Genomic DNA, 15,766 nt, shown 5'->3' on the forward strand with positions numbered 1-15,766 from the left:
GCCGGGACGTGCGATTCCACCTGATCGACCGCATCGACGCGTGGGAGTCCGGGGTACGTCTGCGGGGGCGCAAGGTCACCTCCGCCGACGAGTCCTACTGGACCCCCACGCCGGACGGGGCCGTGATGCCCGCCGCGCTGGTCCTGGAGGCGCTGGCCCAGGCGGGCACCTGGCTCCTGCTGTTGAGCACCGGCTACAAGAGGCGTGCCGCCCTGGCGAGCGCCGCCGGCGTGCGCTGGCACGCCGAGGTGCTCCCCGGCGACGTACTCGACCTTGATGTCCGAATCGTCTCGTTCGACGAGACGGCCGTGACCCTGGACGGCACCGTCCGCGTCGGCGACCGGACGGTGCTGGAGGTCAGCGGCCTGATGTGTGCCGCCCTCGGCAGCGACCAGCTCGAAGACCCGGAGGACACCGAGCGAATGGGCCGGCATCTGCTGCGCACGGAGGTGCTGCGATGAAGCGTGTAGTGATCACGGGGATCGGGGCGGTGACCCCCCTGGGGAACGACGCCCCGACCACCTGGGAAGGACTGGCCACCGGCCGCAGCGGCGTCGGTGAACTGACCACCATCGACACGGACGGGTTCCCCGTACGGATCGCCGGCCAGGTCAAGGACTTCCGGCTGAAGGACCTGGTCCCGCGCGAGGTCGGCCTGCGCCACCTGTCCAGGCCCGGACAGTTCGGCCTCGCGGCCGCCCGGGAGGCGCTGCGCGACGCGGGAGTGGACCGCGACACCTACGAGAGCGGCGAGATGGGCGTCTGCGTCGGCGCCAGCGTCGGCCGCCCCGGCCTGCAGTGGCTGCTCGACGTCGGCGAGCTGCGGGAGACCACGGGCGAGGAGACGGCGTTCCTGCCGTACACGCCGTCCGAGTCGCTGGAGTTCAGCCAGAACGTGCCCGCCGCGGCCATCGCGCGGCTGTTCGACGCGACGGGCCCGCTCATGGGCGTCAGCACGGCCTGCTCCGGCTCCGGCCACGCCATCGGCGAGGCCTTCCGGGCCATCCAGGAGGGCGACGCCACCCTGATGGTGGCCGGCGGCTTCGACTCGCTGACGTCGTGGATGGACGTGCTCGGCTTCACCCTGCTCGGCGCTCTCACCGACCGGTACAACGACGACCCGCAGTCCGCCAGCCGCCCCTTCGACGGCGAGCGCTCCGGCTTCGTCCTCGGCGAGGGCGGGGTGCTGTTCGTCCTGGAGGAGCTGGAATCCGCGCTGGCGCGCGGCGCCCGCATCCACGCCGAGGTCCTCGGCTACGGCTCCAGCCTCAACGCCTGGCGCATCACCGACTCGCCGCCGGACGGCTCCGGCGCGATCGAGTCGATGGCCAGTGCCATCGCCGACTCCGGAGTCGGCACCGGGGGCATCGACTACGTCGTCGCCCACGGCACCAGCACCCACGGCAACGACCAGTCCGAGACCGTCGCGATCAAGAAGGTGTTCGGCGACGACGCCCACCGCCTCGTGATCAGCTCGCCGAAGTCGATGGCCGGGCACCTGACCTCGGCCGGCGCCGCGCTCAACGTGCTCGCCGCGATCGGGGCCATCAACAACTCGCTGGTGCCGCCGACCATCAACCTCACCTCGCCGGACCGCAAGCTCGACCTGGACTACGTACCGAACACGGCCCGCGAGCAGTCCGTCTCGCACGCCCTGATCAACGCCTTCGCGTTCGGCGGCACCAACATCAGCCTCGTCGTCGGCGGTTACGAGCGATGAGCGTGACGACGGACCACCACGCCACCGGGCACCCCGTGCACGGCGCACTGCTCGACCCGGAGGTCCTCCCGGGCGAACGGGCCCGGGCCGTGCGCAACGTCCCCAACACCCTCGACCTCTTCGCCACCCACTTCCCGCGCTTCCCCATCCTGCCCGGCGTGCTGCTCCTCGCGAGCGCCGCCGACGTGGCCGCCCTGGCCGCGCCGGCGGCCGAGTACGGCTGGCGCCCCGGGGAGGCGGCCCGGGTCCGCTGGCGGCGGCCGGTCCGGCCGGGCGACCAGGTGGACATCGTCGCGGAGCTCACCGGCCGCGACGGCGACGACACCCTCCACTTCAAGATCACCGCGACGGTGGACGGCCGGCCCGTGGCCACCGTCCGGCAGTTGACCCTCGTACGCCGGCTCCCCGCCCCGGCCACAGTCGGCGAATCCCCCAAGGAGCAGCGATGAGCGGCATCGGACGCCAGGTAGTGATCAGCGGCATCGGCCTGCTGACCGCGCTCGGCGAAGGCGGCGAGGCCAACTGGAAGGCCATCGTCGACGGCCGGACCGGCGTCAGGCGGATCCAGGCCTACGACACCTCCCGGCTCCAGACCACGCTGGGCGCGGAGATCGACGGGTTCGACCCCGGCCGCTTCGCCACCCGGCGCCAGCTGAACACCATGAACCGCGGCGACCAGCTCGGTCTCGCGGCGGCCTCCCTGGCCCTGGCGGACGCCGGCATCGACACCGGCACCGAACTGGGCCTGCGCACCGGCCTGTTCCTCGGCGGCAACAAGTCGATGGGCCGGATGGACCAGCTGATCAAGGGGCTGCGGACGGTCCGCCGCCCGGACGGCACGGCCGACATGAAGGCGCTCGGCGAGAAGGCCGACACCATCATGCCGCCGCTCTTCTTCGTCGAGGGGCTCCAGCCGGGCGCGGTCTTCCACATCTCGCAGACCTTCGGCATCCGCGGCGCCAACGCCTTCTTCGCCGGGACCGCCGACGCCGGCGCCACCGCCATCGCGCGGGCCGTGCGGGCCATCCAGCGCGGAGACGCCGACCGGATCATCGCCGGCGGGTACGAGGACGCCACCAGCTGGTGGTCGATGACGCACATGGACCGCATGGGCGTCCTCACCACCCGCAACGACCTCGGCGAGACCGCCTTCAGGCCCTACGACCAGACCCGCAGCGGAGCCGTGCTCGGCGAGGGCGGCGCGCTGCTGGTCCTGGAGGAGAAGGAGGCCGCGCTCGCCCGCGGCGCCCGGATCTACGCCGAGCTGCGGGGCGTGGGCAACGGCCACGACGGGCGCACCCCGCCCGCCACCGACCCCGAGGGCCGCGGTCTCGTCCGGGCCGTGCGCCGGGCCCTGGACGACGCCCGGCTCAACCCGGCCGACCTCGGCTACATCGCCTCCCACGGAGCCGCGACCAAGATCGGCGACCGCAGTGAGACCGCCGCCCTGCGCACCGCGCTCGGCGAGGCCTCCCGGTCGGTCCCGATCAGTAGCGTCAAGCCGCAGACCGGCCACCTCGTCGGCGGCGCCGGCGCGCTCAACGTCGCGGTGTCGGCGCTCGCCCTGCACTACGGCGCGGTGCCGGCCACCGCCAACCTCGAAACCCCCGACGCGGCCTGCGACATGGACCTCGTCCGCGGCGAGGCCCGCGACATCCGGCCCGGCACGGCCCTCGCCCTGGCCCGCGGCCTCGAAGGGCAGGCCGTCGCGCTGGCCCTGGGACGGGCGGCCTAGCCCGTGCCGAGTCCCCACCCCTCCACCACCCCGGAGGGCCGGTACATCCAGTTCGTCCAGTCCGTCCGAGGAGACGGGAAACCCAGGTCAGGAGGAGTCAGACACATGGAGAACATGCCTTCCGGCGTTGCGCGGGTGGTGGTATCCGGCGTGGGCGCGATCACCTCCCAAGGGGGCACCGCCGAAGAGTTCTGGGAAGGCGTCCGCACGGGCCGCGTCGCGATCCGACCGGTACGCGGCCTGCCGATGGACGGCTACCAGACCGCCATCGGAGGCGAGGTCACCGCGACCCGGAAGCCCGCCTACGCGTACACCTCGCACGACGGGGTCCGTGAGCCCTCGGTCGACTTCGCACTGGTCGCGGCCGAGGAGGCACTGGGCGCCTCGGGCCTCACCCCCGGCGTCGAGATCCCCGCCGAGCGCTGGGGCGTCGCCTACGGCACCTGCAACGGCGGCTGGCGCAGTGCCGAACACGCACTGCGCGCCCGCGCCGCCGACGAGGAGCCCGACTGGCAGCGGTACGCCCTCGTACCGCCCCAGGCCGGGGCCGAGGCGCTCGGCGCCGCCTTCGGGATCAAGGGGCCGGTGCTCTCGGTCAACACCGCCTGCGCCTCCGGTGCCCACGCCATGGCCCACGCCCTGGAGGTGATCCGGGCCGGCCGCGCCGACGCCATGCTCGTCGGCGGCAGCGACGCCTTCACGGAGACCGCGTTCGCCGGCTTCAGCGGCCTGGAATCGCTGTCCGCCAAGCCCGCCGCCCCCTACTCCAGGGACCGCTCCGGGCTCTCGCTCGGCGAGGGCAGCGGCATGTTCGTCCTGCTGTCGGCGGACGCCGCGGCCCGCCTCGGCGCCCCCGTGCTCGCCGAAGTCCTCGGCTACGGCCTGTCCGCCGACGGCTACCACCCCACCGCCCCCCACCCCGAGGGCGAGGGCGCGGCCCGTGCGATCCGCGCGGCGCTCGCCTCCGCCGGACTGGCGCCCGAGGACGTGCGCTACGTCAACGGGCACGGCACCGGCACCCCCAAGAACGACTCCGCCGAGAGCGGCGCGGTGCGCCTGGCGCTCGGCGAGGCGGCCGAGAAGACCGCCCTGAGCAGCACGAAGTCCATGGTGGGCCACCTGCTGGGCGCGGCCGGAGCGGTCGAGGGCATAGCGACGGTACTCGCCCTGCGCGACCAGATCGCCCCGCCCACCGCGGGCTTCACCGAGACCGACCCGCAGTGCGGCCTCGACCCGATCCCCGGCACGGGCCGCCCCATGGACCTGGACGTGGCGCTCTCCAACAACTTCGCCTTCGGCGGAGCCAACGCCACGGTCGCCTACGCCCGCCCCGGAGCCCTCTTCGAGGGCCCCGCCGACGAGGACCACGACGACGTGGTCGTCACCGGCTTCAGCGCGCTGACCGCCGCCGGCGACGGGGCCGAAGCCCTGTGGCAGGCCTTCGAGGCCGGCACCCGCCCCGGCGCGGACGAGGACGGACTGCGGGTCGCCCGCGCCGTCTTCGACCCGGAAGCGGCCGGCACCCGCAAGGAACGCCGCCGCATGGACCGCATCTCGCAGCTCGCCATCGCCGCCTGCCGGGCGGCCCTGGAACACGCGGGGGTGACCGGCGACGACCAACGCGCGGCGACCGGCGTGGTCCTCGGCACCGGCATCGGCCCCGTCGAGAGCAACGAGCGGTTCTTCCTCCCGCTGCTCACCGACGGGCCCGCCGCGGGCAACCCGGGGGTCTTCCCCAACACCGTGTACAACGCCGCGGCCGGCCAGGTCGCGATGGCCCTCGGAGTCAAGGGCCCGACCTCCACCCTCACCTCGGGACACGCCGCGGGCGCCGCCGCCATCGGCGTCGCCCACGACCTGCTGCGCAGCGGGCGGGCCGACCGGATCCTGGTCCCGGCGGTCGACGCCTTCTCGCCCGGCGCGCTCGACGGCTACCGCACCCTCCCGCTGTTCGGCGCGCCGTCCGCCGCCGACTACACCCTGACCGAGGGCGGCATCGCCCTCGTGCTGGAACGCGCCGGGGCCGCCCGCGAGCGCGGCGCGACCGTCCACGCCGTGGTCCGCTCCCACGCGACGGCCTCCGACGCGGCCGGCGTGGGCCGCTGGGACCCGGCCGGCGACGGCCTGGAACGGGCCATGCGCGCCGCCCTCGCGGACGCCGGGGTCGCACCGGGCGAGCTGGCCGAGGTGTGGGCCAACGCCGCCGGACTGACCCCGGTGGACCGGCCCGAGGCCGCCGCCCTGGACCGGCTGCTGGACGGTGCCGACGTCCCCGTCCGCACCCCCAAGCGCTCGCTGGGCGAGCCGGTCGGCGCGGGCGCGCAGCTGGCGGCGGTGCTCGCCATCGGCTCCTGGCAGCACGGCCCCTCCCGGGGCGACGCCCTGATCAACAGCTCTTCGCTGGGCGGGACGCACACCTCGATCGTGCTGTCTCCCGCCCCGACCTCCCGAACGGAGTCCGCCCGATGACCGGCACCACCGAGAACCTCAGCGTGAAGATCCTCTCCACCGGCGGGTACGTCCCCGGAGACCCGATCGACAACACCGGGATCGAGAAGATCGTCGGCCCCCTCCCGGACGACGTCCTGGCCGGGATCCAGGTCGAGACCCGCCACTGGATGATCGACACGGTCACCGGCGAGCACCTCACCTCCAACAGCCGCATGGCGGAGGCGGCGGGACGCCAGGCCCTCGAACGGGCGGGCGTCGGCGCGGACGAGATCGACCTGCTGGTCGTGTGCACCGCGAGCCCCGAGTACCTCCTGCCGAACGTCGCCACGACCGTGCAGCACTACCTCGGCCTGGAGCGGTGCGCCGCCATCGAGGTGCGCGGCGCCTGCGCCGGCTGGGTACAGGCCCTGGACATCGCACGCCGCCAGCTCGCCGACGGCACGGCGCGCACCGCGCTCGTCATCGGCAGCGAGGCGATCTCGCCGCTGATGGCCCCGATGTTCATCGGCAAGGACCCCTTCAAGGTCCGCATGCGCGAACGCCTGACCCTGTACACCTTCGGCGACGGCGCCGGCGCGGTCCTGCTGCGGGCCGAGCCCGCCGAAGCCGGCCACCAGGACGACTTCGCCTTCGTCAACGCCTGCATGGGCGGCCTCCGCAAGCCCGGCATGGAGATCATCGGCGGCGGCACGGACGTGTCGCAGGCCGAGCAGCTGCGCCGCAAGCGGCTGATCGACATGAAGGTGGACGTGCCCGGCACCACGACCTTCGGCCCCCGGGTCTTCGTCGAGGCCATCAAGGACATGTCACAGCGCTCCGGCTGGTCGCTGAGCGACCTCGACGCGCTGGTGCTGCCCGAGGGCAACGCCGACTACTTCGCCCGCGAGTACGAGGACGCCGGCCTGTCCGCCGCCGACGACGAGGCCCTGAAGACCGGAAAGATCGTCGAGAACCTCGCCGAAGTGGGCGCCACCGGCTCCGCCGCCGTGCCGCTCGCCCTGGACGCCGCCTGGACGTCGGGCCGGATCCAGCCCGGCCACAAGGTCGTGCTGCTCGGCATCGAGGCCAGCCGCTACGTCTACACCGGCCTGTCGCTCACCTGGCACGCCCCCGCGCCGGTCCCCGCCGCCTGATCCCCGCCCCGCCCGGCGCCCCCCCACCCACGACAAGAGGATGCGAAACAGATGTCAGTGACCACCACCACCCACCCCGCCGTCGAGGACTTCCTCGCCATGGTCAACACGCGGGACGCCGACCGCGTCGACACCCACTGCACGTTCGAGCACATCGACCACAACCCCGTGGTCCCCAACGGCCGCGAGGCCAACCGGCTCTTCTGGAAGAACGTCTTCGCCGCCTTCCCCGACATCACCGCCACCGTCAAGGACCTGCTGGTCTGCGGCGACCGCGTCGCCGGCCGCTTCGAGTACGAGGGCACCCACCAGGGCGAGTTCCTCGGCATCCCGGCCACCTACCGCAAGGTCCAGATCCGCTCCATCGACATCTGGCGCCTGGAGGACGGCCTGTTCGCCGAGCACTGGGACCAGACCAACCTCACCGAGGTCCTCCAGGAGCTCCGGGCCGCCGCCCACGCCTGACCCGGCCGGGACGCGGAAACACCAGGACGAACACAGCGCACGATGGAGGAACACATGGAACACCGCACGCTGGGCCGGGACGGGGTCACGGTCTCCGTCGAGGGCCTCGGCTGCATGGGAATGACCTTCGGGTACGGGGACTCGGACGAGACCGAGGCCATCGCCACGGTCAACCGGGCCCTGGACCTCGGGGTCACCCTGCTCGACACCGCCGACATGTACGGGCCGCACACCAACGAGGCCCTCGTCGGCAGGGCCATCCGCGGCCGCCGCGACGAGCTGGTCCTGGCGTCGAAGGTCGGCAACGAGATCGGCGCCGACGGCAAGCTGACCGGCGCCCTCAACGGCCGCCCCGAGTACATCAGGCAGGCCGTCGAGGGCAGCCTGAGCCGGCTGGGCACCGACCACCTCGACCTCTACTACCTGCACCGCATCGACCCCGACGTGCCGGTCGAGGAGAGCATCGGCGCCATGGCCGAGCTCGTCGCCGCCGGCAAGGTCCGCCACCTCGGAGTGTCCGAGGCCTCGGCGCAGACGATCCGCCAGGCGCACGCCGTGCACCCGCTCGCGGCCGTTCAGACCGAGTACTCCCTCTTCACCCGCGACGTCGAGGTCAACGGCGTACTGGACACCGTGCGCGAACTGGGCATCGGCTTCGTCGCCTACAGCCCGCTCGGCCGCGGCTTCCTCACCGGCGGCATCCGCAGCACCCGGGACATCCCGCAGGGCCTGGACTTCCGCCGCTTCGCCCCGCGCTTCGCCGAGGAGAACCTACGGCGCAACCTGCCGGTCGTGGACGCGCTCGTCGCGCTCGCGGCACGCCTGGAGGTCTCCGCCACCCAGCTCGCCCTGGCCTGGGTGCTCTCCCGCGGCGACGACGTGGTCGCCATCCCGGGCACCAAGCGCCGCACGTACCTGGAAGAGAACCTCGGCGCCGTCGCCGTCTCCCTCTCCGCCGAGACCCTCGCCGAGATCGAGCGCACAGCCCCCCACGGCATCACCGCGGGCGACCGCTACCCCGCCGAGGCCATGGCCCAGCTCAACGGCTGAGCCGACGCCCCCACCAGTCAAGGAGAACACCGTGTCCGCACCGCGCATACGCCGCGTGCTGATCGCCGGCGGCGGCCTCGGCGGCATCGCCACCGCGCTGGCCCTCCAGCAGCAGGGAATCGACTCGATCGTCTTCGAGAGCGCGCCCGAGCTGCGCGACGGAGGCGCAGGCCTGCACATCTGGACCAACGGCATGCTGGCCCTGGAGTACCTGGGCCTCGCCGACGCGGTCCGCGCGACCGCACCCGCGCAGGAGGTCTGCTCCTTCGCCGACTGGCGGGGCAACTCCATCGGCGACTGGCCCGTCGGCCAATTCACCTCCCGCTACGGGCAGCCGACCGTCGCCATCGGCCGGTCGGCGCTCCACGGCATCATGAGCGACGCCCTGACCGTGCCCGTGCGCACCGGCGCCCGGGTGACCGGCTACGCCCAGGACCGCGAGGGCGTCACTGTCCGCTTCGACGACGGCACCGAGGAACGCGGCGACGTGCTGATCGGAGCGGACGGCGTCCGCTCGGCGGTCCGCACCCAGCTCCTCGGCCCCCGGCCGCCGCACTACACCGGCTACATCGCCTGGCGCGGCCACGCGAAGATGAGCCCCGAGGAGATCCCGCCGGGCAGCTTCCTCGGCCTCTTCGGCCGCGGCACCCGCTTCACCTACTACGACATCGCCCCCGGTGTCGTGCACTGGATGAGCGTGGCGAACGGCCCGGCCGGCGGCCGCGACCAGGGCACCCCCCAGGACACCCTGCGGATGCTCCAGGCCCGGCACCGCGGCTGGGTCGACCCGGTCGCCCGGATCCTGGCGGCGACCGACCCCGACAGCATCATCCGCAACGACGTCACCGAGCGGAAGCCGGACCCCGTCTGGGGCAGCGGCCGGGTGACCCTGCTGGGCGACGCCGCGCACGCCGTCAGCTTCAACATCGGGCAGGGCGCCTGCCTGGCCATCGAGGACGCGCTGGTGCTCGCCGAGCACCTGGCCCGCCCCGGTGACATCACCTCCGCGCTGCGCGCCTACGAGGCCGAGCGCCGCACCCGTACCGCCCCCATGCAGCTGCTGGCGGCGCGGATCGGCTGGGCCGGCGCGCTGGAGAACCCGCTGGCCGTCTGGGTCCGCGACCGGCTCATGAGGGCCGCCTGGACCCGCGTCGCCTTCGCCGCCGCCGAGAAGGAGCACGTCGCCTACGGAACCCGCTGGCGCGAACGCGCCCTGCTGAACCACCACTGATCCCAGCCCGCGAGGGCACGAGAGGAAGGGACGGTCATGGCGACCGGCTCCACGGAACACAACAAGGCGGCCATCCGCCGCGTCTTCGACGAGTTCGTCAACCAGGGCGACTTCTCCGTCGTCGACGAGATCTACCGGCCGGACATCATCGACCACGAAGGGCTGCCGGGCGCGCCCGAGGGCGTCGAGGGCGTCAAGTACACCATCGCCGGCCTGCGCACCGCGTTCCCCGACCTCAAGGTCGTCATCGAGGACATGAGCGCCCACGGCGACCACGTGGTCATCCACAACACCTGGCACGGCACCCACCTCGGCGAGCTGCTGGGCATGGAGCCGACCGGCCGCACCATCGAGTCCACCGGGATCGTCGTCTGGCGCTTCGAGGACGGACTGATCGCCGAGCGCTGGGCGATCGGCGTGGCGTCCAACATGTTCGCGCAGCTCGGGATGCGGATGTTCGCCCCGGGCAAGGGCCGGCGCACGGTCCGCAAGACGGACCTGCCCGTGGTCCGCGTCGTCCCCCTGCCGGCGGACAGGTCCGAGGCCTGGCAGCGGCTCAACACGGAGCTGGCGGGCCCCCGCCTGCGCGAGTACGAGGCCTCCCGCCGCCGGCTGGGCATCAGCCACGAGGTCTTCCGCCTCACCCCCGGTGCGGACGGGGACCGGGTCGCCGTCTACTTCGAGGCCAAGGACCCCGCCCGGGTCGCCCGCCTCTGGGACGCCTCCGAGGACCCCTTCGACCTGTGGCTGCGCGAGCGGGTCCGCGACATCCACGGCACCGACCCGTGGCTGGTGGACGACGCGGCGGCCGCCGCGGCCGGCCACACCTGGAACGCCCCGCCGAAGCTCACGCCCGAGGTGGCGGCCTGATGGAGATCCTGCACACGGTCCTGACGGGCGTCGCCCTGCTGGCCAACGCGGTGGTGTACGGCACGGACTTCTTCTCCGCGCTGGTCCAGCGGCCCGCCATGGCCCACGCCAACGACGAGGTGCTCACCAGCGCCATGGGGCTCACCCACCACTACGGCGACAAGCGGATGCCCGTCCCGGGCGTGGCCGGCGTCATCGCCACCGCCCTCACCCTGGCCGCCGCCGTGTTCACGGGCGGCACCCTCGCCATCGTGTCCGGCGCGGTTGCCCTCGTGTCGCTGGTCGTCTGGCTGATCATCTACAACCGCATCAGCGGCCCGGTGAACAAGAAGCTCGGCGCGGCGGCCCTCGCCGGCATCACCCTCCCCGACGCCCGGGAGCTGCAGAAGACCTGGGACAGCGTGATCAACGTACGCGTCGTCCTCCAGGGGCTCACGCTCGCCGCGCTGTTCACGGGCGTGGCCTTCGGCTGACCGCCGTCGGCCGCGCCGCCCCGGCCGCCGACGGCCGGGGCACGCACGTCCTGTTGATTCGAAAGGAAATCCCATGAAGGTATTCGTCACCGGCGGGTCGGGTTACATCGGCCGCGCCCTGCTGCGCCTGCTGGCCGCCCAGGGCGACTCCGTGACCGCGCTGGTGCGTTCGCAGGAGTCGGCGAAGGTGGTCGCCGACCTCGGTGCGACCCCGCTGTTCGGCGAGCTGACCGACGAGGCGCTGCTGCGCGAGGCGGCGGCCGCGGCCGACGGCGTGGTGCACCTGGCCCTGACCGGGGACGAGCGCTCCGGAGAGGTGGACCGGATCGCGGCGAACGCGCTGCTGGAGGGCGTCGGCGGCAACCCGTACGTCCACACCGGCGGCAGCTGGGCCTACGGCGACACCGACGGCGCCGTCGCCGAGGACGCGCCGTTCGCACCGCCCATGGTCGTCGGCTGGCGCGTGCCGCTGGAGCAGCAGCTCCTGGCCACCACCTCGCAGGGCAAGCACCCGGTCGTCGTGCGCCCCGGCCTCGTCTACGGACGCTCCGGCGGCCTGCCCGGCTTCTTCCTCGGCGAGGGCCTCCAGGCCGGCGCCATCGGCTACCTGGGCGACGGAAACTCCTCCTGGTCGCTCGTGCACGTCGACGACATAGCCGAGCTCTACGCCCGCGCGCTCAAGGCCCCGGCCGGCGCCCAGTACCTGGGCGTCACCGGGGTGAACGTGCGCACCCGCGAGGTGGCCGAGGCCCTGAGCCGGGCGGCGGGCATTCCCGGCCAGACCCGCTCGGTGTCGGTCGAGGAGCTCTCCCAGAAGCTCGGCCTCCTGGCCGACGCCCTGTTCCTGGACCAGCGGTTCGCCACCACGCGGGCCCAGGACGAGCTGGGCTGGATTCCGCGGCACCGCGACCCGCTGGACGACCTCGCCAAGGGCGTCTGACCCCCGCAGGGCGAAGGCCGCCGCTTCCCGGAAGCCGGCGGCCTTTCGGCATGCCCGGGGGAGCGGCTCCCCCCGGGGGACCGGCCGAACCACCCCGCGGGGCGTGAACCAACCCCCGAGCGGCCTTGCGGCCCTCCTCATGCGGCATTCAAGGGATCTTCTATCGCGAAAGGGGCACTATGGTTGAGATCGCGAATGCGGCAACGGGGGGAACAGTACAAAATGGCCTCGACGAACGAGAAGGACAGGACGGCCTGGGTCGGAATCGCATGCGACCCGACACCCGACTTCATCGCACGACAGTCCGACATGATCGAGACGTACCGGCAGCGGCTCATCCTGGACCGCAGCCCCTTCGGCACCGATCCCGAACACTGGTGGCACACCAGCAGATACGCACTCGAAGTCTTCGCGGAGTGCCTGTTTTCCCTCCAGCTCGGCAGGCTGCCGGCCATCGGAGGCGCCGGACTCGACCTACGGCGCAACTACAGCACCCCACGGGAGCGCGACCAGGCCGCCCTCCACTGCATCCACGCGGCCCGCACCCTCTTCGGCGTCATCTCCGAGGTCCTGTGCGAGGTCTTCCCGGCCCCCCGCGACAGCCGTCGCCTGGCCCAGGTACTCACCGACCTCCACACCGTCCTCCACCGCAGCCTCGAGAAGCCGGCCATCGAGCTCCTGAGCACCCTGCACAACCAGCGCGAACTGTCCCGTGAGGTCCACGACCGCATCGGCAACCACACGAGCCTCGCACTGCGCCAGCTGGAACTGCTGGAGGTCCTGCTCAGGCGCGGAGCCGGCGAACAGGGACTGGAACACGAGGAGCGCATCGGACACCTCAAGCGCACCCTCGTCGAGACCATGAACAGCACCCGGGACCTCGTCGACGGCCTGCGCAGCGAGTCCGACGCCCCCCACGAGCTCGAGGCCGCGCTGCTCGGCTACCTCGCCGCGGCGGACGTCTCCCACCCGGTCGTGCACGTCCACGTCGACGACGACGTGGACTGCGTCATCGCGGCCATGGACATGGGAGACGCCCTCTTCCTCATGGTGCGCGAATGCCTGCGCAACACCCTGGCCCACGCCGACGCCTCCGTGGCCACGGTCGACGTGGGCATCGAGGGGCGCAACGTGGTCGCAAGGATCCAGGACAACGGAGTCGGGTTCGAACCCCACCTGCGCAGCGGCAACGGACTGGGGTCGCTCTACGAGCGCGCCGGACTGCTCGACGGGAGCGTGAGGCTCATCAGCTCCCCCGGCAGCGGCACCCAGATCACCATCACCGTTCCGTTCCTCGGAGGCAGTCATGGCGAACCCGGCGTCTGAGGCCGACCCCATCCGGATCATCGCCGTCGACGACCACTCCCTCCTGCGCAACGCCCTGTGCGAGCTCCTGGACCTGCAGGGGGACCTGCGCGTCGTCGCCCAGACCGACTCCTCGGCCGAACTCGTCGAGCTGGCCGTCGAACACCGGGCGGAAGTCGTGCTGCTGGACGTGGAAATGCCGAATCACCATGCACCCACCGTGGTGGGGGAGCTGAGCCGTGCCCTGCCCGACCTGCAGGTCCTGATCCTCAGCATGCATGGTGATCCGCAGCTCATCCAGGAGCTGCTGCGCCAGGGAGCCAGGAGCTACCTGCACAAGAGCACGCACCACGAGACCCTCCTCGCGGCCATCCGCAACATCCGCACCGTGGATCCGCACACCATCATCGCGGTGCCCCAGCAGGGCCGTCCCAGTGCCTTCGCCCCGGCGCCCTCGGGCCTCTCGCCCAGGGAGCGCGAGGTCCTGACGCTGGTGGCGCACGCCATGAGCAACCGGCAGATCGCCAGTGAGCTCGGCGTCGCCGAAGGCACCGTCAAACGGCACCTCCGCAACATCTTCGAGAAGCTCGAAGCGGTGTCCAGGGTGGACGCCGTCAACAAGGCCAGCGACGCGCAGCTGATCGTCCGCAGACCCAGCCTGGGCGACGCCGGCTGATCCCGGCCGGCCGGCCGGGATCAGCCGATCCGGGCCAGGCCGCGCGCGCCGCGCCGGCCGGCCCCGCGGGAGACCGCCAGCGGGTCCCAGCCGGCCGCGCGCGGCGGGAGCAGGTCCGGGTCGCCCAGCACCGCGCCCGCGTGGACCTCGGCGAGCAGCCGGCGTCCCGTGATCTGGCCGGCGCACGCCATCCCGCCGACGGCCGCACCGGTGATCCCGCTGCCGTACCGGGTGCTGGCACCCACCACGTACAGCCCCTCGACCGTGGTGGCCGTGTCGGGCCGGCCGCCGACGCCGCCCCAGTGGGCCAGCCCGTAGGGCGTCCCGCCGGTCGCGAGCGTGTACCGCTCGTGCGAGATCGGCGTCGCCGCCTCCAAGTGCACGATGTGCTCCCGGAAGGGGCCGATCGCCTCCTCGGCGGCCCTCAGCATCGCCTCGGTCAGCCGCGCCTTGCGGTCCTGGTAACCCGCGTTGCGCCGGTACCGCTCACCGGCCGCGGGCCCCTCCCCGACACCCCAGAACCCGTACCCGGGCGGGCAGAGGGTCATCACCTGGAAGTTGCTGTGCCCGGGCGGGCAGACGTTGCGGGCGCCCGGATCCTTCAGCGAGGCGAAGGAGAAGAACAGCAGCGGCACCTCGTCCACGCGCTCGTCGGCCAGATCCTGGTAGGCGGCCTCGATGTCGTCGCCGCGGTACCACCACAGGTTCGCGTTCGGACGGGCCGGCAGCTCCCGGTCCAGCGCGATGTAGAGCGTCGCGAAGGGCAGCGCCATCTCCGCCTGCCGGGTCTTGGCCACCAGCCGGCGGCCGAAGTGCTCCTCGCCCACCAGGTCCAGCACGGTCCTGCGGTAGTCCGCGTTCGAGATCACGAGGGGGGCCCTGAGCACCTCGCCGTCCCTCGTCTCCACCCCGGCGGCCCTGCCGTCCTCCACGAGGATCCGGCCGACCCGGCTGCGGGTGCGGAGCTCCCCGCCGTGCGCCTCCAGCGCCTCGACCAGCGAGGCCGCCAGCACCTGGCCACCGCCCTCCGGATAGTAGGCACCCCGCAGGTAGTGGTCGGTGACGGCCGCGTGCATGGACACGACGGCCTGCCGCGCCCCCATCCCGTAGTTGGGCGACTGGGCGGCCAGCACCGTCCGCGCCCGCGGGGACAGGCCGCAGTGGTCGAACAGTTCCGAGACCGTACGCCGTCCCCAGCGGGCCGTCACCGGCGTGCGGGCCATCAGGTCGGACACGGACAGCTCGCCCCGCGACAGCATCAGCGAACGGGTCTCGTCCGCGATGGCGGCGCACACGTCGGTGAACAGCAGGATGCCCGCGGCATCCTCCGGAAGCGCCTGCGACAGCCGCTGCGCGTACCGGTCCCAGCCCGTCGGGACGTCCACGGTCAGGTCCGGCAGCGCGATCCTGTCGAAGCCGTCCCGGTCCATCTCCCGGAAGGAGACCCGCCCGCCCAGCCCGAGGCCGGACAGGACCGCGGGCAGCACCCCGTCCGGACCGCAGTCGCCGAGATAGTGGACGCCCACGTCGAACTCGTAAGCCCGGCGGCGGCGGAAGACGTGGCTGTTGCCGCCCGCCACGTCGTGCTGTTCCAGCACCAGCACCCGCCGGCCGTCGGCCGCGAGGTACGCCGCACACACCAGGCCGCCGATGCCACTGCCGACGACGATGGCGTCCCACTCATCCCGATCCACGGGTAACCGTCCCCTTCTCGCCC

15 protein-coding genes are annotated in these 15,766 nt (G+C 72.9%); 14 read left to right on the top strand and 1 reads right to left on the bottom strand.

What is annotated here, in order from left to right; all coding sequences use genetic code 11:
• Positions 1 to 8: 8 nt before the first annotated feature.
• From D1J60_RS22115 to D1J60_RS22180, 14 genes are all read left to right on the top strand, one after another.
• Positions 9 to 461: a 3-hydroxylacyl-ACP dehydratase gene (locus D1J60_RS22115; RefSeq protein WP_125594613.1), complete on the top strand. Its 453-nt coding sequence runs from the start codon at positions 9 to 11 to the stop codon at positions 459 to 461.
• Entirely contained in the window at positions 458 to 1,720 is a 1,263-nt protein-coding gene (locus D1J60_RS22120) for a beta-ketoacyl-[acyl-carrier-protein] synthase family protein (protein WP_125594612.1), read from the top strand. The genes D1J60_RS22115 and D1J60_RS22120 overlap by 4 nt, the downstream gene beginning before the upstream one ends.
• On the top strand, positions 1,717 to 2,169 hold the full coding sequence (locus tag D1J60_RS22125; RefSeq protein ID WP_125822253.1) for a hydroxymyristoyl-ACP dehydratase: 453 nt from the start codon (positions 1,717 to 1,719) through the stop codon (positions 2,167 to 2,169). Before D1J60_RS22120 ends, D1J60_RS22125 begins: the two co-directional genes overlap by 4 nt.
• Positions 2,166 to 3,455, top strand: coding sequence for a beta-ketoacyl-[acyl-carrier-protein] synthase family protein (locus tag D1J60_RS22130; RefSeq protein ID WP_125594610.1), 1,290 nt, complete (start codon positions 2,166 to 2,168; stop codon positions 3,453 to 3,455). The genes D1J60_RS22125 and D1J60_RS22130 overlap by 4 nt, the downstream gene beginning before the upstream one ends.
• 105 nt (positions 3,456 to 3,560) lie before the next feature.
• Positions 3,561 to 5,924, top strand: a complete 2,364-nt coding sequence (locus tag D1J60_RS22135) for a beta-ketoacyl-[acyl-carrier-protein] synthase family protein (protein WP_125822254.1) — start codon at positions 3,561 to 3,563, stop codon at positions 5,922 to 5,924.
• Positions 5,921 to 7,039 carry a ketoacyl-ACP synthase III gene (locus D1J60_RS22140; protein ID WP_185899229.1) on the top strand — a complete coding sequence of 373 codons (1,119 nt, stop codon included), beginning with the start codon at positions 5,921 to 5,923 and terminating at the stop codon, positions 7,037 to 7,039. The genes D1J60_RS22135 and D1J60_RS22140 overlap by 4 nt, the downstream gene beginning before the upstream one ends.
• Before the next feature lie 51 nt (positions 7,040 to 7,090).
• A complete protein-coding gene (locus D1J60_RS22145) occupies positions 7,091 to 7,504 on the top strand; it encodes an ester cyclase (protein ID WP_125822255.1) in 414 nt (137 codons plus the stop codon).
• Positions 7,505 to 7,558: 54 nt separating this feature from the next.
• A complete protein-coding gene (locus D1J60_RS22150) occupies positions 7,559 to 8,554 on the top strand; it encodes an aldo/keto reductase (protein ID WP_125594607.1) in 996 nt (331 codons plus the stop codon).
• A gap of 31 nt (positions 8,555 to 8,585) precedes the next feature.
• Positions 8,586 to 9,785 carry an FAD-dependent monooxygenase gene (locus D1J60_RS22155; protein WP_125822256.1) on the top strand — a complete coding sequence of 400 codons (1,200 nt, stop codon included), beginning with the start codon at positions 8,586 to 8,588 and terminating at the stop codon, positions 9,783 to 9,785.
• A 36-nt stretch (positions 9,786 to 9,821) separates the two neighbouring features.
• Entirely contained in the window at positions 9,822 to 10,655 is an 834-nt protein-coding gene (locus tag D1J60_RS22160; RefSeq protein WP_125822257.1) for an ester cyclase, read from the top strand.
• Positions 10,655 to 11,128 (top strand): DUF1772 domain-containing protein, encoded by a 474-nt coding sequence (locus D1J60_RS22165; protein ID WP_125822258.1) that lies wholly within the window; start codon positions 10,655 to 10,657, stop codon positions 11,126 to 11,128. The genes D1J60_RS22160 and D1J60_RS22165 overlap by 1 nt, the downstream gene beginning before the upstream one ends.
• Before the next feature lie 73 nt (positions 11,129 to 11,201).
• Positions 11,202 to 12,068: an NAD-dependent epimerase/dehydratase family protein gene (locus D1J60_RS22170; RefSeq protein WP_125822259.1), complete on the top strand. Its 867-nt coding sequence runs from the start codon at positions 11,202 to 11,204 to the stop codon at positions 12,066 to 12,068.
• 222 nt (positions 12,069 to 12,290) lie between these two features.
• Entirely contained in the window at positions 12,291 to 13,394 is a 1,104-nt protein-coding gene (locus tag D1J60_RS22175) for an ATP-binding protein (protein ID WP_125822260.1), read from the top strand.
• Entirely contained in the window at positions 13,375 to 14,049 is a 675-nt protein-coding gene (locus tag D1J60_RS22180) for a response regulator transcription factor (RefSeq protein WP_125594601.1), read from the top strand. The genes D1J60_RS22175 and D1J60_RS22180 overlap by 20 nt, the downstream gene beginning before the upstream one ends.
• Before the next feature lie 20 nt (positions 14,050 to 14,069).
• On the opposite strand, the gene D1J60_RS22185 is transcribed toward D1J60_RS22180, so the two are convergent.
• The gene (locus D1J60_RS22185; protein ID WP_125822261.1) at positions 14,070 to 15,743 is read right to left on the bottom strand and encodes an NAD(P)/FAD-dependent oxidoreductase; all 1,674 of its coding nucleotides are present in this window, start codon (positions 15,741 to 15,743) and stop codon (positions 14,070 to 14,072) included.
• Positions 15,744 to 15,766 lie beyond the last annotated feature (23 nt).

This window comes from Streptomyces sp. W1SF4 (assembly GCF_003950035.1).
Lineage (GTDB): Bacteria > Actinomycetota > Actinomycetes > Streptomycetales > Streptomycetaceae > Streptomyces > Streptomyces racemochromogenes.